The following is a 2,075-nucleotide window of genomic DNA, read 5'->3' as shown; positions in this document are numbered from 1 at the left end:
ATTACGTCAACTAAAGAATAGCTTGTTGATTAACATCATCAATTTAACTTGCCCAAATGAACATCTGCTAATATGGTAATCAGATTAAAAGCCAGATAGGAATAACAACATGCCGCAACAACATTGGTTTATGTGGGGAATAGATATTTTTTCCGGTCTTTTCTTAGTGTTATTTTGGTTATTATTGATCGCTGTAATTTACATGTTTATCGCTGACAAACTGCAAACAAAACAAGCCATACGACACAACTATCCTGTTATCGGTCGTTTTCGATATATATTTGAAAAACAAGGTGAGTTTTTTAGACAATACTTTTTTTCTCAAGATCGCGAAGAACTGCCTTTTAATCGAGCCGAACGCAGTTGGGTATATCGTGCAGCTAAAAATGTTGACCGAACAATTGCGTTTGGGTCGACACAAGTTCTGGATAAACCGGGTGCGGTAATGTTCATGAACTCAGCATTCCCCGTCAGTGATCATGACACTCACCAAACCATCGCAGTAACCATTGGTCCTGAATGTAAACACCCTTACACAACTGATAAAATTTGCCATATCTCGGCAATGAGCTTTGGAGCCTTGTCTCGTCCAGCCGTTACAGCACTATCCCATGGCGCAGCAAAAGCAGGTTGTTGGCTCAACACAGGTGAGGGTGGGTTAAGCCCTTATCATCTCAAAGGACATTGTGATTTAGTTTTTCAGATAGGTACCGCTAAATACGGAGTGCGTAACGAGCATGGTCATTTAGATCCACAAAAGCTGACCGATATAGCCGCTCATTCTGAAGTAAAAATGTTTGAAATTAAATTAAGCCAAGGTGCGAAGCCTGGAAAAGGAGGCATTTTACCGGCGATAAAAGTCACCCAAGAAATAGCAACCATTCGCGGTATTCCAGCAGGGCAAGACTCCATAAGCCCCAATGGCCATATTGAATTACATAATGTTGCTGACATTATCGATATGATCAATCAAGTAAGAGATATCACCGGAAAACCAACCGGTATTAAAGCGGTATTAGGTGATATGTCTTGGGTTACTGAATTCCTAGATGAAATTGAACGTCGTGGTATTGAATATGCGCCAGACTTTTTTACCTTAGACAGTTCCGATGGTGGTACGGGCGCAGCCCCCCAAGCTTTAATGGATAATGTCGGCTTACCACTGCGCCAAAGTTTACCGTTACTGGTTGATTTACTGAATGAACGCGGCTTTAAACAACGCATTAAGGTTATTGCGACCGGTAAAATGATCATGCCGTCATACGTGGCATGGGCATTAGCCACTGGCGCCGACTTTATCGCCTCAGCTCGCGGAAACATGTTTGCCTTAGGTTGTATTCAATCGCTACAGTGCAACCGAGACACCTGCCCAACCGGTATAACCACTCATAATATACGATTGCAAAAAGGCTTAGATCCAAAAGATAAATCTGCACGAGTCGCAAACTACAATCATTTCTTACATTACGATTTAACCATGATCGCACATTCATGTGGTGTAACCGACCCGAGATACTTAACCCGCCATCATGCCCGAATAGTACAATCCACAGGTGTAGCTGTAACTCTCGATAAACATTACCGACACATGCAATAAAGTAGACCATCAATCACAGTAAATAACAGGGGCCCCTAGCGGATTACTTTGCCGAAGTTAAGAAAACGTGTACAATATACTTTGATATCGATCACAGTAAGTTGCCTTAATGTGACTTGAAAGAGGCACCAATTCATAGGATTTCGCGTTGAACATAAAAACGAATGCAGTAGATCTAAATGTCAAAAGCTTAAGTTTAAGCTGTAAAAACTGTAATCGAATGACAGAAATCGAAGGTGAATTTGTGTGTTTTGAACAAGGTAGAATTAAGCGCTTAACACTAGATCCGTCTCCAGCAGCACTCATAAAAATGGTGTGTATTGGTTGGCAGAAAAAGTAAGCTTTTGATAATTAGTAGCAGCACTCGTCACCACTGAATCAACTCAATATAATTCCTATCTTCTTCCAAGTATTTGATAACATAAACCAGCCAAATAATAGCGGTTAAAATCAATTGAACATTTCAAAATAATCCGTT

General features: G+C 40.7%; 2 protein-coding genes. Both read left to right on the top strand.

Annotation, left to right across the window (positions count from 1 at the left end; all coding sequences use genetic code 11):
- Window positions 1-109 precede the first annotated feature (109 nt).
- Entirely contained in the window at window positions 110-1,597 is a 1,488-nt protein-coding gene (locus tag CXF78_RS15175) for an FMN-binding glutamate synthase family protein (RefSeq protein ID WP_102037262.1), read from the top strand.
- 148 nt (window positions 1,598-1,745) lie between these two features.
- Window positions 1,746-1,937, top strand: coding sequence for a hypothetical protein (locus tag CXF78_RS15170; protein ID WP_011636119.1), 192 nt, complete (start codon window positions 1,746-1,748; stop codon window positions 1,935-1,937).
- Window positions 1,938-2,075 lie beyond the last annotated feature (138 nt).

The sequence above is a fragment of the Shewanella sp. 11B5 genome, assembly GCF_002836795.1.
Taxonomy (GTDB): Bacteria; Pseudomonadota; Gammaproteobacteria; order Enterobacterales; family Shewanellaceae; genus Shewanella; species Shewanella frigidimarina.
The sequence above is the reverse complement of the archived record's forward strand: the minus strand, read 5'-3'. Positions and strand labels throughout refer to the sequence as shown.